This is a genomic window from Streptomyces sp. NPDC058326 (assembly GCF_042879855.1).
In the GTDB taxonomy this organism is placed as follows: domain Bacteria; phylum Actinomycetota; class Actinomycetes; order Streptomycetales; family Streptomycetaceae; genus Streptomyces.
Genome location: NZ_JBHVZO010000021.1, coordinates 1 through 18556, shown reverse-complemented (window position 1 = coordinate 18556; position 18556 = coordinate 1). Strand labels below are relative to the sequence as shown.

General features: G+C 71.5%; 17 protein-coding genes and 1 tRNA gene. 12 read left to right on the top strand and 6 right to left on the bottom strand.

The features are described 5' to 3' along the window. Positions 1-121: 121 nt before the first annotated feature. The 6 genes from ACFVYX_RS30005 to ACFVYX_RS29980 all read right to left on the bottom strand — a co-directional run bounded on the left by ACFVYX_RS30005 (position 122) and on the right by ACFVYX_RS29980 (position 6169). Entirely contained in the window at positions 122-1450 is a 1329-nt protein-coding gene (locus ACFVYX_RS30005) for a hypothetical protein (protein WP_389684627.1), read from the bottom strand. A gap of 972 nt (positions 1451-2422) precedes the next feature. Then, positions 2423-2510 (bottom strand) — tRNA-Ser (locus ACFVYX_RS30000). 437 nt (positions 2511-2947) lie between these two features. Further along, positions 2948-3895, bottom strand: coding sequence for a ScbA/BarX family gamma-butyrolactone biosynthesis protein (locus ACFVYX_RS29995; RefSeq protein WP_389684626.1), 948 nt, complete (start codon positions 3893-3895; stop codon positions 2948-2950). Between the two features lie 62 nt (positions 3896-3957). Then, positions 3958-4401, bottom strand: coding sequence for a nuclear transport factor 2 family protein (locus ACFVYX_RS29990; RefSeq protein ID WP_389684625.1), 444 nt, complete (start codon positions 4399-4401; stop codon positions 3958-3960). A 194-nt stretch (positions 4402-4595) separates the two neighbouring features. Continuing rightward, complete coding sequence (locus tag ACFVYX_RS29985) at positions 4596-5291, bottom strand: 4'-phosphopantetheinyl transferase family protein (protein WP_389684624.1); 696 nt, start codon at positions 5289-5291, stop codon at positions 4596-4598. After that, positions 5288-6169 (bottom strand): hypothetical protein, encoded by an 882-nt coding sequence (locus ACFVYX_RS29980; RefSeq protein ID WP_389684623.1) that lies wholly within the window; start codon positions 6167-6169, stop codon positions 5288-5290. Before ACFVYX_RS29980 ends, ACFVYX_RS29985 begins: the two co-directional genes overlap by 4 nt. Before the next feature lie 484 nt (positions 6170-6653). Between ACFVYX_RS29980 and ACFVYX_RS29975 the strand changes: the two genes are divergently transcribed. The 12 genes from ACFVYX_RS29975 to fabD all read left to right on the top strand — a co-directional run bounded on the left by ACFVYX_RS29975 (position 6654) and on the right by fabD (position 18398). Then, the gene (locus ACFVYX_RS29975) at positions 6654-6974 is read left to right on the top strand and encodes a TcmI family type II polyketide cyclase (RefSeq protein WP_389684622.1); all 321 of its coding nucleotides are present in this window, start codon (positions 6654-6656) and stop codon (positions 6972-6974) included. Positions 6975-7006: 32 nt separating this feature from the next. Further along, positions 7007-8275 carry a beta-ketoacyl-[acyl-carrier-protein] synthase family protein gene (locus ACFVYX_RS29970; RefSeq protein WP_389684621.1) on the top strand — a complete coding sequence of 423 codons (1269 nt, stop codon included), beginning with the start codon at positions 7007-7009 and terminating at the stop codon, positions 8273-8275. Continuing rightward, positions 8272-9513 (top strand): ketosynthase chain-length factor, encoded by a 1242-nt coding sequence (locus tag ACFVYX_RS29965; protein ID WP_389684620.1) that lies wholly within the window; start codon positions 8272-8274, stop codon positions 9511-9513. Before ACFVYX_RS29970 ends, ACFVYX_RS29965 begins: the two co-directional genes overlap by 4 nt. A gap of 112 nt (positions 9514-9625) precedes the next feature. After that, on the top strand, positions 9626-9892 hold the full coding sequence (locus tag ACFVYX_RS29960) for an acyl carrier protein (RefSeq protein ID WP_389684619.1): 267 nt from the start codon (positions 9626-9628) through the stop codon (positions 9890-9892). Positions 9893-9936: 44 nt separating this feature from the next. Next, entirely contained in the window at positions 9937-10722 is a 786-nt protein-coding gene (fabG, locus tag ACFVYX_RS29955; protein ID WP_389684618.1) for a 3-oxoacyl-ACP reductase FabG, read from the top strand. A 24-nt stretch (positions 10723-10746) separates the two neighbouring features. Continuing rightward, positions 10747-11688, top strand: coding sequence for an aromatase/cyclase (locus ACFVYX_RS29950; RefSeq protein WP_389684617.1), 942 nt, complete (start codon positions 10747-10749; stop codon positions 11686-11688). A 30-nt stretch (positions 11689-11718) separates the two neighbouring features. Then, on the top strand, positions 11719-12921 hold the full coding sequence (locus ACFVYX_RS29945) for a cytochrome P450 (RefSeq protein ID WP_389684616.1): 1203 nt from the start codon (positions 11719-11721) through the stop codon (positions 12919-12921). Continuing rightward, positions 12918-13127, top strand: coding sequence for a ferredoxin (locus tag ACFVYX_RS29940; RefSeq protein ID WP_389684615.1), 210 nt, complete (start codon positions 12918-12920; stop codon positions 13125-13127). Before ACFVYX_RS29945 ends, ACFVYX_RS29940 begins: the two co-directional genes overlap by 4 nt. 20 nt (positions 13128-13147) lie before the next feature. After that, positions 13148-14536, top strand: a complete 1389-nt coding sequence (locus ACFVYX_RS29935) for an FAD-dependent oxidoreductase (protein ID WP_389684614.1) — start codon at positions 13148-13150, stop codon at positions 14534-14536. Beyond that, positions 14533-15783: an NAD(P)/FAD-dependent oxidoreductase gene (locus ACFVYX_RS29930; RefSeq protein ID WP_389684613.1), complete on the top strand. Its 1251-nt coding sequence runs from the start codon at positions 14533-14535 to the stop codon at positions 15781-15783. Before ACFVYX_RS29935 ends, ACFVYX_RS29930 begins: the two co-directional genes overlap by 4 nt. An 85-nt stretch (positions 15784-15868) precedes the next feature. Then, complete coding sequence (locus ACFVYX_RS29925; protein WP_389684612.1) at positions 15869-17398, top strand: FAD-dependent monooxygenase; 1530 nt, start codon at positions 15869-15871, stop codon at positions 17396-17398. A gap of 58 nt (positions 17399-17456) precedes the next feature. Then, positions 17457-18398, top strand: coding sequence for an ACP S-malonyltransferase (fabD, locus tag ACFVYX_RS29920; RefSeq protein WP_389684611.1), 942 nt, complete (start codon positions 17457-17459; stop codon positions 18396-18398). Positions 18399-18556: the final 158 nt, after the last annotated feature.

Below are 18556 nucleotides of genomic sequence, written 5' to 3'. Positions count from 1 at the left end.
CCCCTGTGGTCGTGTGATTACCCCCGACCCCCCCCCTCCCCCCGGCCGTGGTGTGGGGGGCGGGCCGGCCGCCCCCGCCGCCCCCCCCCCCCCCCCCCCCCCCCCCCCCCACGGCCCCGTATCAGCCGGTTTCCAGCGACACGCCCCACGTGTTCAGGATGGTGCTGATCGGCACGTAGTTGACCCACCGCGAGCACCAGATCCCGTTCGCGTCGGGGGCTACCGAGCCACACGACTGGGTCATCGAGCCCGCCGTGATGTCCGCGCTGATGAGGATTCCCCGGGCCTGCACGCCGCCGGTGACCTTCTTGAACATCGGGCCGCCGCTGTCGCCCTGGCCGCCCATGATCTGCCCGGACGGGGCCGCGACCTGGATGACGCCGATTCGTGCCCCGGTGTAGTCGTCCACGTAGACGTCGGAGTCGTCATAGACGGTGCCGCAGTGCTCGCCCGTGCTCGCGCCCGAAGAGCACACCGGGTCACCCGGCCAGTTGGAATACCAGCTCTTCACCAGCGACGTGGAGGTGGTGGTGTGGCTGCCGCGGAAGATCTTCGGTGTGGTGGCGGGCGAGTCCGACGGATCGATCAGCATGGAGTCGATGCCGTGGATCGTCGCGACGGACGACCCGCCGGGGGCAATGGTCTGCCCGGCGCCGTCCCGCACCGCCAGGTTTCCGGGGTAGTCACAGTGGCTCGCGCTGAGGAGCTTGCCTGTGGACCCGGCCAGCACGGCGAAACCGGTGGAGCACAGGCCGTCGGTGTTGGTGGTGCGGATGCCGCCCTTCCACGGCGGGGCATCGTTTCCCCGGGAGAACAGGGCGTCACCCTTGATCGGCTCGACGCCGAGCCGCAGCGCCACGTCCGGGATGCGGGCCGCGTCACGCAGGGCGGGCAGCGGGTCGACCGCGGCCCGGGTACGGGCAGCGACGCCCACCGTGACACCGCTGCCGTCGGCGTTCAGCTCGCTCCACGTGATGCCGAGGCGGGCGCCGGCGGGGTGGTTGAGCAGCCGTGTGCGGGCGGCTTCGGCTTCGGCGCGGGAGTATTTCGCCCCGGTGCGGATCGTGACGGTGACGCCGTAGGGGCGGGACGCGGCATAGGCGGTGACGTCGGCCGGAGGCGTGCCCTTCCACAGGACGGTGATCGCCCGGCCCGGGTAGTCGGTTTCCTGCCGGGTGAATCCGCGGGCGGCCCCCAGCTCGTGGAGGCGTTCCGCGACGACGGGTATGACATCGTCGGCCGGGGAGGTGACATCGAGCCCGGCAGGCTCGGGGCCGGGCTTCACGGTCCAGGCGGAGCGGTCGGGGGCCGTGTAGGGGGCGGCCGTCTTCTGACCGGACGGCGAGGGCGTGAGGTCGTCGGGCTGAGGTGCGGCAGCGCCGGGGGCGATTCCCAGCGCGAGCGTCAGCGCGGCCGCGCCGAGCACTGCGGGTATGAGTCTGCGTTTCACGTGTCCTCCGGGCCAGCACGGGCCGAGGAGAACGACGCCCCCCGGCGTGTTCTCCGGCACCCTACGCCGAACGTGCGTTCACGTCTGTCCACTTCAGGCCAACCCGGTGACTTCGAACCGCTCCTGACGCTGCAGCGCCCCGCCGAGGTCCGCCACGCGGCCCCGGGCCGGTGGAACCCGGCGCATCTCGCAGCGTCACGCGACGACCCCCACCACCATCACGCGGAACAGACCGACGTGAACTGACCGCCATGTCGAACAGCGATCACCGCTGACGAATCGAGGCTGGCCCCGGCACCCGCCCTATGCGCCGGGGTCCTCCCATGCCAACTGCCCCTCTTCGACCGTTAGCTCATGTGGGCGCGGGTGTCCACACGGTCGGCCGGAGCGGCTTTGGCCGGTGTCCTGTTCGGGTTGAGGTCGGGCATGTTCAGGGGGCCGTACGCTGGCCCGGCAACTCGGGCAGGCTTTACTCCTGCCCGGAATGTGAACGAGTGGCCCCCTGGACTCGCCCGACACGGGCCCCGGCCCGAACAGGTGGGTAAAGCCGTGGAGGCCGGCCACCCCAGCCACGGCTGGTTGAACGGCAATCCGCAGCGACCGGTGCGGACTTGGCATGCGCCCCGTCCCCGTCGGCCGTGCTCACCATGGGACGGCTGTCGGGGTTCTTCACGGGTCTGACTGCCTGCTTCTTCGGGCTTTTGCGGCGCGAGTGGGCGGGGGCCGTCGCGGGCGGTGGCGGAGACATGGAGCCAGCGGCGACCTGGGGCCGCCGCGCCGCGCGGCCCGCGCCAGCGGGCCGCCTTGATCCAGTAAAGGCCCAGCGGGGGCAACAGGGGCGGATCGTGGTCCACGCCTGGTCCACACACGATGATCCAAAGCGGCACACGGACGATCCAGGTTGAGACAGGCCCCATGCCGAAGGGGTGCCCCTCATAGGGACACCCCTTCTGAACAGCACGTTCTCTGACCTGGCGGTGGGTGTGGGATTTGAACCCACGGTGACTCTCGCCACGACGGTTTTCAAGACCGTTCCCTTAGGCCGCTCGGGCAACCCACCTTCGCCCTGCCTCACCTGCTGCGGAGCGGGCTACAGCCTACCGGGTGGGCCCGGCCGCCGGGGATCGCCGGCCACAGGATGGGCCACGGGCCACAGGACTGGCCGCAAGAGGGCCTGCGGGGAAGTCTCCCGTCCCTCACCGTTCAGGGCGCCTGCCCGCAGCCCACACTCCTCGCGGAGGGCAGCAGGAGACCGCGCTCCGGGTGCTTCTCGCCGGAGACGCTGCCACCCGAGAGGCCCGGTCCCCGGGACCGCGGCCGGCCGCGGTCACCCGATCGGGACTCCCGTCCGACGCCCGACCCAGCAGCTGCTCCGTGGCTGGCGGGGATGTGGTCGAGGGACTCCCGTCCGACGCCCGACCCTCAAGACCGGGACCCAGCAGCTGCTCGGTGGCTGGTGGGGATGTGGTCGAGGGACTCCCGTCCGACGCCCGACCCTCAAGACCGGGACCCAGCAGCTGCTCGGTGGCTGGTGGGGATGTGGTCGAGGGTGATGGTGGCGTGGTAGACGGGCTGGTTGTTCTGGAGGGCGGTGATGGCGGTGCGTGTTCTGTCGAGTGCGTCGGTGGGGAGGGGTTCGGCTTCGATCCAGCACGGTGTGGTGGGTGTGGCGTGCTGGGTCATGTGGGTGGTGATGGTGACGGGGTAGGTGGGGGTGCCGGGCGGGGTGAGTGCCGTGGTGGCTTGTCGTGCGGCTTCGGCGAGGAGGGCTTCGGGGAGGTGGCGGACCGTGTGGTCGAACAGGACGGGGTGGGTGGGGTCCGCGCGCAGGGCCCAGCGGCCGGGCGTACCGCTGGCGGCGAGGACGACGTCGTGGGGGGACACGCGCCCGACGAGGGGGGCGTGGACGGGTTCGGGGGGGTGTGCCGCGGGGTGGTGGGGGTGGGGCGGGAGCGAGGCGTCGTAGTCGGCGGGGCAGGTGAAGGTCAGGCGTACGGAGGCGGTGGCGAGGGGGATGCCGTCCCGGTAGATGTTGATCTTCGTTGTCGCGCCGGTGAGTTTCGCGCCGTGGTGCAGGGGTTGGAGCCGGGTGACGCGGAGTTCGGGTTCGACCGGTCGTGCGCCCGGTGTCATCGCGGAGGGCGTGAGGTGGAGGGTGAGGGTGGTGAGGGTGACCTCGTGGTCGATGGGGACACCGAGGGTGACGTGCGCGAGCAGGCAGCTGGTCTGTCTGACGGTCTCGGCGAGCAGCAGCGGGTCGTGGAGGCCGTGGGTGGTGAGGTAGAAGCTGTGGACGCGTGGCCATTGGGCGGTCACGGTGAAGCCGTTGGGTGCCGGGCGCCATGCGGTCAGGAGTACTTCGGAGTGGGTTGCGCGGTGGACGTACTGGCGGGCGACGGTGCTCGTCAGTCCGGTGGTGACGGTGGCCGGTCCTGAGGCCTCCATGAGTGTGCTCCCCCCGTTGGATGGTGGCGTCTGTGACGGGCCGTGGGGGGATGGTGTCCCCTTCAGGCGTGCCAGATGGGTGTGATGCGGATCGCCGTGAGCAGCCAGTGTCCGCTTTCCCGGCTTGCCTCGAGGTGGTAGCGGGCGCCGGTGAAGCGTGTGGGTTCGGTGTGCGTGGTGCCGGCGAAGGCCACCATGAAGTTGGCTTCGACCGACGCGCGTTCGCCTCGCAGCTGGGTGCGGAGGTCGGTGATCAGGTGCTGGCACCGGCGTCCGGAGTGGCCGCGGCGGGCTTGTGCGACGACTGCTTCGCGGCCATGGGCGGTGCCCCCGGGGGTGTCGGCGGACACGTCGGCGGTGAAGAGTCCGTCGCTGTCGTCGAAGGTGTCGTCGTCCAGCCACCGGCCCAGCGAGGCGACGAGGTCGGCGATCTCCTGGCGGTCGGACAGTTCCCGGAGGGTGCGCTGGAGCTCGGATACGTCTGCGTGATCGCCGGCGCCGGCCATGTGCTGCTCCTGTGTGTGCTGTTGTGTCATGACGGTCCGGCCGGGTGGCGGTCAGGAACGCGTGGTCAGCCGGGGGCCGGGGTTCTCGTTGTTGCCCGTGGTCGTTGCCGTGCTCATCATCGCGTGCCTTCCGGAAGCGTGGGGGAATAGGGCTCAATTTTTACGTGACGGCTGTGCGGGGGCGGGGCCGTGGGTCAGGGGAGGAGCCGGTGTGCCGGGACTTCCCGCAGGGGCGGGACGACCGCGGTGGGCAGGGCGAGGGCCACGGCGGCGGTGTGGGTTGCCGTGGTGTCCAGGTCGGTGACGGTCCATCCGCTGGGCCGCAGGGCGAGGCGGCTGCCGAGGTAGTTTCCGCGCAGTCCGTGGGCCAGGCCTGTTCCGACGGCTTTGAGGTAGGCCTCCTTACGGGTCCACAGCCGGGCGAACTCGATGGTGCGGTGGCGGCCCTCCAGGCGGCTGAGGTCCTGCTGTTCCAGCGGGTGCAGTGCCTGGGCGCAGGTGTCGGCGGTGCGCTGGGACAGCGGGCCCTGTACGTCGATGCCGACGGCGGTGGCGGCGACGGCGAGCAGGGCACGGCCGGCGCTGTGGGACACCGAGAAGTGCAGGCGGTGGCCTTGCCCGGCGGAGAGCGCCGGTTTGCCGTGAGGGCCGGCGCAGCGGGGGCAGCGTCTGCGCAGGAGGACGACCTCGCTGGGTGCTCGTCCCAGCCGGCGGCCGAGGAGGGTGCGCAGGGCGATACGGGTGGCGGTGGACAGGACGGCGGTGGGGCCGGCGGGCCGTGTGAGGGCGCGGTGTCGTTCTTCCGCGGTCAGGGCGGACAGAGCGAGGTCCGCCGGTGTGTCGGTCGCCGGCGCCCGTAAGTACCAGAGTTCACACGCGGCGGAGGTCATCTCGCGGCGGCGGTCGGGTGGGGGCTGTCACCGGCGCGGGCGTCCATGGTGGCGAGGACGTCGTCGCGGTTGTAGAGGACGGTGCGGGCCTGCTTGCGGCGGCCCCAGCGGTGGGTGTTGGCCAGCCAGTAGACGGTGCCCGGCGCGATGCCCCAGCCGGCGGCGATGTCCCGGGCGGTGAGGCCGGCCGCGGTGTCCCGGGGGGTGTGACCGGTGCCGGTGCCCCGGGTGGTGTGGCCGGCCGTGGTGTCCTGGCGGCCGCGGGCGCGGGGGGCCGCTGCCCGCCCTGGGGCAGGTGTGGCCGGTGCGGCCTCGGCGCGGAGGCGGTGCCAGCCCGCGGGGGTCCAGGTGTGGCCGGTGTCGGCGGAGCAGACCACGTGCGCGCCGCTTCTGGTGCCGGTCCGGTTCATCGTGGCGACGAGGCTGCCCGTGCACTGGGGCCGGGGGCAGCCGCCGACCACGATGGTGCGCTCGTCGCGGCCGCTGAGCATGCTCCAGGCCGCGCCGATCAGGTCCTGGGTCTCGGTGGCGAGGTCCTCGCCGGCCGGGTGGTCGGCCAGCCATTCGGCGTGGCCGGTGAGGAATCGGGCCAGTTCGGCCGTGCTCGGGGGCGGTGTCGGGACCCGGCGTTCCTCGCACACCAGCGCCGCCCATCCCGCGAGGACGGTCTTGATGTCGTCGCGGAGTTCGACCACTCGGATGTTGAGCGGGATCCCCACGCGTCCGCGTTCACTCACCTTCTCCACGGTGGGCCGGGTGTGGGCGAGGGCGTGGACCAATTCGTTGTTGAGGGTGTTGAGGGTGGCGAGGTGTCGGGTGATGCGGCTGAGTAAGGAAGGAGTACGGGCTGTTTCCGAGGCGGATATGTGCGTCGGCATCAGGTGCGTCCTCTTCGAAAATGGTTCTCAGAGATTCCGCTTTCGCGTGCAGGCCGGCGGCCGACTCACGTAAGCGGAAGGGGATTTCCTTGAGGATGGGTCGCTCGGCTACCGGCTCGATACCGATCAGTTCCCGCTCGGGTACCGGTCGGCTTCCCCCGGTTTTCGGGCCTTGACAGCCGGTCATGTCCGCCAAGAGGATTCATCTCACGTTGGAGCTCTGTGCCCGGCGCCGAAGCCGGCGTGGCGACTGCCACCGCACGGACTGTCATGTGGTCGGCCCTTCGCCGACGCCGCTTCTCATCTCATCTCATCCACGGGTTACCGGACCGGCCCTGGGCCGGCCGTGTGTGTGCACTGCCGTCATCCCGGCGCACCCAACCCGCCCTCATGTCCGTACGCCTTTTCTCCGCCCGGTCTCGCGGCATGCCCTGTTGTTCCGGCCGCCGCGTGATCCGTCGGAGTGCCCAAGGAGAGACCGAGGATGCACAGCACTCTGATCGTGGCCCGTATGAACCCGGAGTCGGCGCAGCAGGTCGCCGAACTCTTCCGTGATTTCGACGGCTCCGAACTGCCCCACCGGATGGGCACCCTGCGACGCCAGCTGTTCATGTACAAGGGCCTGTACTTCCATCTGCAGGACTTCGCCGACGACCAGGGCGGCGCGTCCATCGAGGCGGCGAAGACCGATCCGCGGTTCGTGCAGATCAGCTCGGATCTGAAGCCGTTCATCGAGGCCTACGACCCGGCCTGGAAGACGCCTTCCGACGCGATGGCGCAGCGGTTCTACAGCTGGTCGGCGTGAACCGGCCCGTAACCCGAGGAGGGAATGTCCCCGTGGGACGACGCGTGGTCATCACAGGTATCGGGGTCCTCGCGCCGGGTGGCGTGGGAACCCGGCAGTTCTGGGAGCAGCTCAGCGAGGGCCGTACCGCCACCCGGCGGCTGTCGTTCTTCGACGCCTCCCCCTACCGGTCCCAGGTGGCCGCGGAGGTCGATTTCGACCCGCGGGCCCATGGCCTGGGCGAGAGTGACATCGAGCGCATGGACCGGGCCGCCCAGTTCGCGGTTACCACCACGGGCGAGGCGGTCGCGGACAGCGGCCTGGACTTCGCCGGCCTGGACCCCCACCGTGTGGGGGTCACCATCGGCAGCGCGGTGGGCGCGACCATCAGCCTGGAGAACGAGTACCGGCGGGTGAGTGACGACGGGCGGCTGCATCTGGTCGACCACCGGCTGGCGCCGGCTCACCTGTACAACCAGTTCGTTCCGAGTTCCTTCGCCACCGACGTGGCCTGGAGCGTGGGCGCGGAGGGTCCCGCGACGGTGGTGTCCACCGGTTGCACCTCGGGCATCGACGCCGTGGGCCACGCCGTGGAGCTGATACGCGAGGGGTCGGCCGATGTGATGGTCACCGGGGCCACCGAGGCGCCGATCTCGCCCATCACCGTCGCCTGCTTCGACGCGATCAAGGCGACCAGCGTGCACAACGACGACCCCGAGCACGCCTCACGGCCCTATGACCGCTCCCGCAACGGGTTCGTGCTGGGTGAGGGGTCGGCCGGTTTCGTCCTGGAGGAGCTGGAGAGCGCCCGGCGGCGCGGTGCGCACATCTACGCGGAGATCGCCGGTTACTCCTCGCGCTGCAACGGCTATCACATGACGGGGCTCCGTGCGGACGGTGCCGAGATGGCGGAGGCGATCACCAGGGCGCTCGAAGAGGCCCGGCTGAACCCGACGGACATCGACTACGTCAACGCGCACGGCTCGGGCACCAAGCAGAACGACCGGCACGAGACCGCCGCGTTCAAGCGGAGTCTGGGCGATCACGCCTACCGGGTGCCGGTCAGCTCCATCAAGTCCATGGTCGGGCACTCGCTGGGGGCGATCGGTTCCATCGAGATCGCCGCCTCCGCGCTGGCGATGGAGAACGACGCGGTCCCCCCGACCGCGAACCTGCACGACCAGGACCCGGAGCTGGACCTGGACTACGTGCCCCTGACCGCCCGTGAGCACCGCACTGACACGGTCCTGACCGTGGGCAGTGGTTTCGGCGGCTTCCAGAGCGCGATGGTGCTGACCCGCCCCGAGAGGAGGACCGCATGAGCCCCACGGACACAGCCGTCGCCGGCCGTGCGCGTACGGTCGTCACCGGTATCGGTGTGACGGCTCCCAACGGACTGGGAACAGAGGCCTACTGGGCGTCCACCCTGGACGGCAAGAGCGGTATCGAGCCGGTCCGCCGGTTCGACGCGCGTGGCTACCCGGCGGTGCTGGCCGGCGAGGTCCCCGGCTTCGAGGCGACCGAGCACCTCGCCGGGCGGCTGATGCCGCAGACCGACCACATGACGCGGCTGGCGCTGGTCGCCTCGGACTGGGCGATCAAGGACGCGGGCATCGATCCGGCGGAACTGCCCGAGTTCTCCGCGGGAGTGATCACCGCCGCGTCCTCGGGAGGGTACGAGTTCGGGCAGACCGAGCTGCAGAACCTGTGGACCAAGGGCAGCAAGTACGTCAGCGCCTACCAGTCCTACGCCTGGTTCTACGCCGTGAACACCGGGCAGATCTCGATCCGTCACAACATGCGGGGTCCCAGCGGCGTCGTCGTCAGCGACCAGGCCGGCGGTCTGGACGCCCTGGCGCAGGCCCGCCGGCAGATCCGCAAGGGCACCGCGCTCGTGGTCTCCGGCGGCATCGACGGTTCGCTGTGCCCCTGGGGCTGGACGGCCCAGGTGGCGGCCGGAAACCTGTCGACGGAATCCGACCCGGACACCGCCTACCTGCCCTTCGACGAGCGGGCCTCGGGGTTCGTCTCGGGTGAGGGCGGGGCGCTGCTGGTGCTGGAGGACGAGGACAAGGCCAGGGCGCGCGGGGCGGAGCGGCTGTACGGAGTCATCTCCGGGTACGCGGCCACCCTGGACCCGCGGCCGGGCAGCGAGCGGCCCGCCGGGCTGGGCGCGGCGGTACGCCGGGCGCTGGCCGACGCCCAGGTGAACGCCGGCGACATCGACGTGGTGTTCGCCGACGGTGCCGGTCTGCCCCACCTCGACGCGAGCGAGGCCGACGCCCTGAACGCGGTGTTCGGGCCGGGGGCCGTGCCGGTGACCGTGCCGAAGACGATGACCGGCCGGCTGTACTCCGGTGCGGGCTCCCTCGACGTGACCGCGGCGCTGCTGGCTATCCGCGACGGTGTGATCCCGCCCACGGTGAACGTCACCGCCTCCCAGCGCTACGGCCTTGACCTGGTCGTGGGCCAGCCCCGTGAGACACCGCTGCGGCACGCGCTGGTGCTGGCGCGCGGGTGGGGCGGCTTCAACTCCGCCGTGGTGGTCTCCGCCGTCTGAGCGGCACCGCGCACCCGGGGCACCGCGCCCCTCCCCCCGGGGGAACGGCCGACCGGCCGGTTCCCTCCCGTTGCACACCCCCAAGAAGAAGACAGCCGAAAGGAAATCCACCATGTCCGCTCAGTTCACCCTTGACGACCTGCGCCGCATTCTCCGTGAGGGCGCCGGCACCGAGGACGGTGTCGACCTGGACGGCGACATCCTCGACACGCCGTTCGAGGACCTGGGATACGAGTCCCTGGCGCTGCTGGAGACCGGTCTGCGCATCGGCCGGGAGTACGGGATCGAGCTGGACGACGACGTCCTGGCCGACGCCGACACGCCGCGCGAACTGATCAACGCCGTGCAGGAGCAGCTGTCGGCCACGCAGACCGTCTGACCCGCCGGCACGGTCCTTTCACCTGATCCTGGGAGATCCCGAAGATGACTGAGAACGCAGGGCGTGTCGCCCTGGTCACCGGCGCCACCAGCGGAATCGGCCTGGCGACCGCCCGGCTGCTGGCCGAGCAGGGGCACCGGGTGTTCCTCGGCGCCCGCACCGCCGAGAACGTGGCCACGACGGTGAAACAGCTGCGGGCCGCCGGGCTCGACGTGGACGGCCAGGCCGTCGACGTCCGTGACGCCGGATCGGTGACCGCGTTCGTCCAGGCCGCCGTCGACCGCTTCGGCACCGTCGACGTGCTGGTGAACAACGCGGGCCGCAGCGGCGGTGGCGTCACCGCCGACCTCACCGACGAGCTGTGGAACGACGTGCTGGAGACCAACCTGCACGCGGTGTTCCGGATGACCCGGGAGGTCCTGAACACCGGCGGGATGCGCCACAAGGACCGGGGCCGGATCATCAACATCGCCTCGACCGCCGGCAAGCAGGGCGTGGTGCTCGCCGCGCCGTACTCCGCGTCCAAGCACGGCGTGGTGGGCTTCACCAAGTCGCTCGGCAACGAGCTGGCGCCGACCGGGATCACCGTCAACGCGGTGTGCCCGGGCTATGTCGAGACGCCGATGGCCGAGCGGGTGCGGCAGGGCTACGCGGCCGCGTTCGACACCACCGAGGAAGCGATCCTGCAGAAGTTCCAGGCGAAGATCCCGCTGGGGCGCTACTCCACGGCCGATGAGGTCGCCGGCCTGGTCGGCTACCTCGCGTCGGACACCGCCGCATCCATCACCGCGCAGGCCCTGAACGTCTGCGGCGGACTGGGCAATTTCTGAGCCGAGCACGAGGAGGGGAACGCCATGGCAGAGCACGGCCGGCGTGAAGTCGAGCACGAGATCACCATCCAGGCACCCGCGGAACGGGTGTACCAGCTGATAGCCGAAGTGGAGAACTGGCCCCGGATCTTCCCGCCGACGATCCACGTCGACGTCGTCGAACGCGACGGCGCGGAAGAGGTCATCCACATCTGGGCCACCGCCAACGGTGAGCCCAAGGACTGGGTGTCCCGCCGGACGCTGGACCCCACCGCCCGGCGGATCGTCTTCCGCCAGCAGGTGTCGCGGCCCCCGGTGGCCGCCATGAGCGGCGAGTGGATCATCGAGTCGCCGTCCGCGGGGGAGAGCCGGGTACGGCTGCTCCACGACTACCGGGCCGTGGACGACGACCCCGAGAAGCTCGCCTGGATCGACGACGCGGTGGAGCGCAACTCGCGCGCGGAACTGGCCGCCCTGAAGCAGAACGTGGAACTGGCCGTCGGCACCGAGGATCTGCTGTTCTCCTTCGAGGACACCGTACTGATCGACGGCTCCGTCAAGGACGTCTACGACTTCATCAACGAGGCCCAGCTGTGGTCCGAACGGCTGCCGCACGTGGCCGCGGTCCGGCTGGAGGAGACCGTCCCCACCCTGCAGACGCTGCAGATGGACACCCGGGCCAAGGACGGCTCGACCCACACCACGACGTCGGTGCGCGTCTGCTTCCCGTCCCACCGCATCGTCTACAAGCAGACCCAGCTGCCGGCCCTGATGAACCTGCACACCGGCTACTGGACCTTCCAGGAACGGGACGGCCAGGTCGCCGCCACCTCCCAGCACACCGTGGTGCTCAACCCGGCGAACATCACCTCGCTGCTCGGCCCGGCGGCGGACGTGGCCTCGGCGAAGGACTTCGTGCGCAACGCGCTGAGCACCAACAGCCGCTCCACGCTCCACCACGCCAAGCAGTACGCCGAGGCGCGCTGACATGCCGCCGCACATGTCCGGGAGCGGATCATGCTGACCACCGACATACCCTCCACCCGAATCGATCCCTACACCGACCAGTCGATCCTCTCGCCGTACCAGGACTACCGGGCCCTGCGTGACCTGGGCCCCGTGGTCTGGCTGGAGAAGTACGAGCTGTACGCCTCGGCACGCTACGAGCAGGTCTACGACGCCCTGCACGACCACGAGTCGTTCTCCTCCGCCTCCGGCGTGGGAGTGACCGAGCAGCTGAACAAGGCACAGCACGGCTCCAGCCTGACCAGCGACCCGCCCTACCACGACCTGGTACGGGGCCTCGTGGCCAAGCACCTGACGCCCAAGGCACTGGCCCAGTTCCACACCTACATCCAGGACTGGGCGGACCAGGTCGTCGACGAGCTCGTCGAGAAGGACACCTTCGACGCCGTCACCGACTTCGGTCAGGCGTTCCCCCTGAAGATCGTGCCCGATCTGCTGGGATGGCCGATCGACGAGGGCCGCGAACGGCTCCTGCACTGGGCGGCCGCCGGCTTCAACGCCTTCGGCCCCCTCAACGAGCGCACCCGGGCCGGGTTCCCCCTCCTGAAGGAGATGGGCGAGTTCCTGCACCGCATGTCGGTGCCGGGCAACCTGCGGCCCGACAGCTGGGGCGCGGAGCTCGTCGCGGAGGCGCAGGCCGGCCGGATCGGCAACGAGCTGCTGCCCGCTCTGCTGGGCGACTTCCTCGGCCCGTCCATGGACACCTCCGTGAGCGCGCTGGCCGCGAGCCTGTGGCTGCTGGGCTCGCACCCGCAGCAGTGGGACGCCATCCGGGCCGACCGGGCCCTGATCCCGCGGGCGTTCAACGAGATCGTCAGGTTCGAGTCGCCGCTGCGCGGCTTCACCCGGCTGCTGACCCGGGAGCGGGATCTTGGCGGCGTCCAGCTGCCGGCCGGCTCCCGCGTCCTGCTGCTGTACGGCTCGGCGAACCGCGACGAACGGCACTGGGAGCAGGACCCGGACGTCTTCGACATCACCCGGGCACAGGCCGCCGAACACCTCGGCTTCGGGCACGGGATCCACGGGTGCGTGGGCCAGGCCCTGTCCCGGCTGGAGGCCCAGGCGCTGCTGAACTCCCTGGCGTCCAAGGTGGTCCGGATCGAGGTCGGCGAACCGGTGTGGCGGCTGCACAACACCGTCCGCGGCCTGGAGAGCCTGCCCGTCACCTTCCACACCGGCGGGGGCGGCCGGTGAAGGTCTCGGTGATCCGGGCCCGCTGCGAGGGCCACGGACTGTGCGAAGACGCCGCGCCGGATCTGTTCCGCGTGGACGACGACGGGGAGCTGGTCTCCCTGTTCGACGAAGAACAGCCGGTACCCGAGGAGTTCCGCGACCAGGCGGTCAAGGCGGTACGCGTGTGTCCCATCGCGGCGCTCAGCGTGACCGATCGGCCCGCCTGACTGACATGAGGAGAAGTCGAGTGGCCGATCACGGCATGCGCACAGCCGTCGTCCTCGGCGGCAGCATGGCGGGACTGCTGGCGGCACGGGTCCTGGCCGAGGTGTACAGCGAAGTGGTCATCGTCGACCGGGACGAGATCCAGGGGGTCCGCGGCCCGCGCCGCGGCGTCCCCCAGGGGCGGCAGATCCACGGCCTCCAGCCGGCGGGGCAGCGCATCCTGGAAGAACTCTTCCCCGGCCTCACCGAGGACCTGGCCGGCGACGGCGCCCAGATCCAGGACACCGTCGCCGACGGCCACTGGTACTTCCGGGGCCGCAAGCTCATGCAGAGCCCGAGCGACCTGGTCACAGTGGCGGCAAGCCGGCCGCTCCTGGAGTACCACGTACGCCGCCGCGTCGCGGCCTTCGACGCCGTGTCCTTCCTGGAACGGCGCGACATCGTCGGGCTGACGACCACACCGGACGCCTCCCGCGTCACCGGCGTCCGCGTGCGACCGCAGGAGGTCGGCAGTGCCACCGAGGAGATTCGGGCCGACCTGGTGGTCGACGCCATGGGCCGGGGCAGCCGCACCCCGGTGTGGCTCGAGGAACTCGGCTACCCCCGGGTCCAGGAGGACCGCCTGAAAGTGGGCGTGGGATACACCACCCGCCACTACCGGGTGCCACCGAAGGACGTCAGCGACGGCAAGGCGGTCGTCGTCGTCGGATCGCCCGAACAGCCGCGCGGCGCGATCTGCGCCCGCGTCGAGGGCGACCGCATCCAGGTCACCGCGAACGGCATGCTCGACGACCGGCCGGCGGCCGACGCCGACGGCTTCCACGCCTATCTGCTGTCCCTGGCCGCTCCTCCGGTGCACCAGCTCATCCGCCACGCGGAGCCGCTGGACGACCCGGTCACCTACCGGGTACCGGTCAGCGTCCGCCGGCACTACGACCGCATGGCGCGCTTCCCCGAAGGGTTCCTGGTCACCGGGGACAGCGTGTGCGCCTTCAACCCCGTCTACGCCCAGGGCATGACGGTCGCCGCACTCGGCGCGATGGTGCTGCGGCGGTGTCTGCGCTCCGGCCGCCCACTCGACCCGCGGGCCTTCCTGCGGGACCTGACACGGACGGCCGTGGCACCGTCCTGGGAGGCGAACACCGCCAACGACCTCGCCTTCCAGGGCGTGGAAGGACGGCGGACCTGGCGGATCCGGCTCATGCAGGCCTGGGGCGTGCGGATCCAGGAGGCGGCGGCGGTGGACGCCGAAGTGGCCCACCGCTTCATCCGGGTCCTGTCCCTGGTGGACCCCGGATCGGCATTGCTGCGCCCGAGCCTGGTGTGGCGCGCGCTGCGGGTGAGGCGGCAACACGGCCGGCCGCCCGTGCCGCGCGCCACCGCGCCGGCCGCCGGCCGGGCCGAACGGTGAGCGCGACGGCCGTGCGGCGGCCCGAGCGGCTGGTGGTGGTGGGCGCCTCCCTGGCGGGCCTTCGGGCGGCGGAGGCCGCCCGGTCCGCCGGGTTCACCGGTTCCCTCACCCTGATCGGCGCCGAACAGCACCTGCCCTACGACCGGCCTCCGCTGTCGAAGTCGTTCCTGACCGACCCCGGCGAGCCGGCCGTGCCCTGGCTCACCGACCCCGCGGTGCTGCGGGACGAACTGGGCGTCGAGCTGAGGCTCGGCGCCCGGGCCGAGTCACTCGACGTGGCGGGGCGCACCCTGCGGGCGGCCGGCGAGACCGTGCCGTACGACGCGCTGGTGATCGCCACGGGCGCGCGGGCCCGCACGCTGCCCGGCACGGCGGGCCTGACCGGGATCCACACCCTGCGGACCCTGTCGGACGCCAGAGCGGTGCGCGCCGCGCTCGCGGACCGGCCGGCGACGGTGGTGGTGGGCTCGGGGCTGATCGGCTCCGAGATCGCGGCCGCGGCCAGGTCCCGCGGCTGCGCGGTCACCGTGGTGGAGAAGACGCCCGCCCCGTTCCACCGGCGCGGCGGCGGCCATCTGGGGGCGGTCTGCGCGCGTCTGCACCGCGCCCACGGTGTGGACCTGCGCTGCGGGGTGTCCGTGGAGTCCTTCGAAGGCGATGCGCGGGGCCGGGTGAGCGCCGTGGTGCTGTCCGACGGCAGCCGACTGCCCGCCCAGTGCGTGGTGGTCGGCATCGGGGCGGTCCCCCGGACCGAGTGGCTGGACGGCTCGGGGGTGGCCGTGGACGACGGGGTGGTGTGCGACGACACTCTCGCCACCTCGGCTCCGGGCGTATGGGCCGCGGGCGACGTCGCCCGCGTCCTGTCGTACGACGGGGACGCGGGCGGCCGGCAGGAGCACTGGACACACGCGGCCGAACAGGGCGCCCTGGCCGGGGCGAACGCGGTGGCCGGCGGGCAGACGGAGCCGTTCCGGTCCCTCCCCTACTTCTGGACGGACTGGTACGGCGTCCGGGTACAGGGCGTGGGCGCCATCGACGCGGGCGAACCCTGGACGATCGGCGACCCCCGCGACGACTCGTACGTGGTGGTCTTCCGCGTGGGAGACCGGCCGGTGGGCGCACTCGGCTTCGAACGCCCCAGGGACATGACCCGGCTGCGGCGCCTGCTGCGACGGGGCGGGAACTGGCAGGACCTGCTGGACCTGATGGAAGGCCGCAAGACCGGCGACCTGCCGGCGGCCCGGTGACCGGCGGCCCACCGCGGACGTGCCCGGCGCACGCCCGCCCGGCGCCGCGGACAGCAGACCCGAGGCAGCGAGAAAGGGACGTTCCATGAACCCGCAGCAGGGAGAACACATCAGCGAAGGCGGCGAGGCGAGAACAGCGGGCCGGGGCGGCCACGACGCCGTGGTCGTGGTGGGCGCCGGACCGGTGGGTCTGATGCTCGCCGGGGAACTCTGCCTGGGCGGCGCCCGGGTGATCGTCCTCGAACAGCTGGAACAGCCGACGACGGAGTCCCGGGCCTCGACCGTGCACGCGGTGACGGCGGAACTCCTGGCCCGTCGCGGCCTGCTGGAGGAATTCGGCGAGCTGCGCGGCGGAGGACCGGGACACTTCGGCGGCATCCCGTTGGACCTGACCTGTGTCCCGAGCCCGTACGCCGGGCAGTGGAAGATCGCCCAGGGCGACATCGAACGTGAACTGGCCGCGTGGGCGGGCGGCCTGGGCGCCCAGATCCGGCGCGGCCACACCGTGACCGGCCTGACCCAACTGCCCGACCGGGTGCTCGTGGCGGCCGACGGGCCCACCGGACCGATCGAACTGACCGCCGCGTACGTGGTGGGCTGCGACGGCGAGGACAGCTCCGTACGCCACCTGGCCGGCTTCGACTTCCCCGGCACCGACGCGGCCAGAGAACTCCTGCGTGCCGACGTGGCGGGCATCGACATCCCGGACCGCCGGTTCGAGAGACACCCCGGAGGCCTGGCCATCTCGGGCCGCCGCCCGGACGGCGTCACCCGGGTGATGGTGCACGAGTTCGGCCGGCCGGCCCGGGAAAGGGACGGCGCGCCCTCGTTCGCGGAGGTGGCCGCCGCCTGGCGGCGGGTGACCGGCGACGACATCTCCTCGGGGGTCCCGCTGTGGCTCAACTCCTTCGGTGACGCCTGCCGTCAGGCGTCGTCCTACCGGGCGGGCCGGATCCTGCTGGCCGGCGACGCCGCGCACGCGCAGATGCCGGTCGGCGGGCAGGCCCTCAACCTGGGGCTGCAGGACGCCGCCAACCTCGGCTGGAAGCTGGCCGCCGAGGTGCGCGGCGACGCCCCCGCCGGCCTTCTCGACAGCTACCACGAGGAACGGCACCGGGCCGGAGCCCGGGTGCTGGGCAACATCGCGGCCCAGGCCACCGTGCTGCTCGGCGGCGCGGAGACGGACGCCCTGCGCGAAGTCCTCGGCGAGCTGATGGCCCTGGCCCCGGTACGCGCTCATCTGGCCGGCGCCATCAGCCAGGTCTCGCTCCGCTACCCGGCGCCGGCCACGGGAGAGGAGGGCGACGACGCGGTGGGCGCGCGGATGCCGCTGCCGGACGTGGAAGCCGCCTCACCCGACGCCCTCGCCGCATCCGGGATCGAGGGCAGGGGCGTCCTCCTCGACCTGCGCGACGAGCCCCTGGCCCACGAGCGGTTGCGCGCCCTGGCGGAAGGCTGGGCGGACCGGGTGCGGACGGCCGCCGGACGCTGCGCGGGCCGCAAGGGCCTGTGGCTGGTCCGCCCGGACGGCTATGTGGCCTGGCAGGGCGACGGGGACGCGGAGGTGACGGCCGCTCTGCGCCGCTGGTTCGGCGAACCGGCGCCGGTGTCCTGACCGCCGGCGGGGCCCGGCCCCCCACCTTTCTTCCCACTCTCCAGAAAGGGGCGTCTTCATGCCCTCCACAGCATTCGTGTTTCCCGGACAGGGATCCCAGCGGGCCGGAATGGGTCTGGACCTGGTACGGAACTGGCCCTACCTCCAGGACCGCTATTACGAGCGGGCGGACGAGATCCTCGGCTTCCCCCTGTCCGAACTGTGCCGCAACGGCCCGGCGTCCGCCCTGCGCGAGATGCCCGTGACCCAGCCCGCGGTGCTGCTGACGAGCGTGGCCGCTCTCGATGTGCTGCGCACCTACTCGGCCGAGCCGGACTTCGTGGCGGGCCACAGCCTCGGCGAGTTCTCCGCGCTGGTGTGCGCCGGTGTCCTGGAGTGGACCGACGCGCTGCGCCTGGTGCGTATGCGCGGGGAACTCATGGACGACGTCAGCCGCCGGGTGCCGGGGAAGATGGCGGCCGTCGTGGGTCTGGGCCTCACCGAGGTCGAGGAACTGTGCGACCGGGCCGCCGCCCAGTCGGGCGAGGTGGTGGAGGTGGCCAACCACAACGACCTGACACAGGTCGTGGTCTCCGGACAGATCGGAGGCATCGAGCGTCTCCTTGAACTGCTGCGCAGCACGCGCGCGGAACGCGTCGTCGTGCTGGAGATAGCCGGCCCGGCGCACTGCAGCCTGATGCAGGACATCGAGCAGGACTTCGTGACAGCGATGGAGCAGGCCGAGTTCCGCGATCCCCGGATTCCCTTCTACTCCGGGACCACCGCCGCCCTGGTACGGACGGCGGAGGAGGCCAGGGAGTGCCTGCGCCTGCAGCTGACCGGCCGTGTGAGGTGGACGGAACTGGTGCAGGCGCTGGGCGCCGAAGGAGTCGGCACCTTCGTCGAGGTCGGGCCCGGAAAGGCACTGGGAGGAATGTGCCGACGGATCCTGCCGGGCGTACAGACCTTCCGGACCAACGACGCGGACCTTCTGAAGACGGCGGTCAACGCCATTGTGTGACGACCCTCCCCCATCCAGCGACCGAATCGAGGGATAACGGCGATGCGCCACACTGTCACGGAACTGCACGTCCTGCGTGAGCAGGCGCTTCGCGGCCCGAGTGACCGGGCGACCGAGGCCCAGCACGCGAAGGGCAAGCTGACGGCCCGCGAGCGCAT